Source organism: Rhodococcus ruber (assembly GCF_027270735.1).
Classification (GTDB): Bacteria; Actinomycetota; Actinomycetes; order Mycobacteriales; family Mycobacteriaceae; genus Rhodococcoides; species Rhodococcoides rubrum_A.
In genome coordinates, this window is record NZ_JAPWIJ010000053.1 from 1 (window position 1) to 225 (window position 225).

General features: G+C 65.8%; 1 pseudogene. It reads right to left on the reverse strand.

The window, feature by feature from the left end:
* Window positions 1-225, reverse strand: a pseudogene (locus O4220_RS27780) (acetyl-/propionyl-CoA carboxylase subunit alpha); the annotation flags it as partial.

The following is a 225-nucleotide window of genomic DNA, read 5'->3' on the forward strand; positions in this document are numbered from 1 at the left end:
GAACCTGGTTGTCCCATTCGGTTTCGATCCACCGGGTGTGCACCGAGAAGGAGTCCCCGTCGCCGATGAACGCCGGATCGGAGACCACCGCCGCATGGAACGGGATCACCGTCGCCAAGCCGTCGACGGTGAACTCGGCCAGGGCCCGACGCGAACGGGCGAGGGCCTGTTCGCGGGTGGCTCCGGTGACGATGAGTTTGGCGAGCATCGAATCGAACTGGCCAC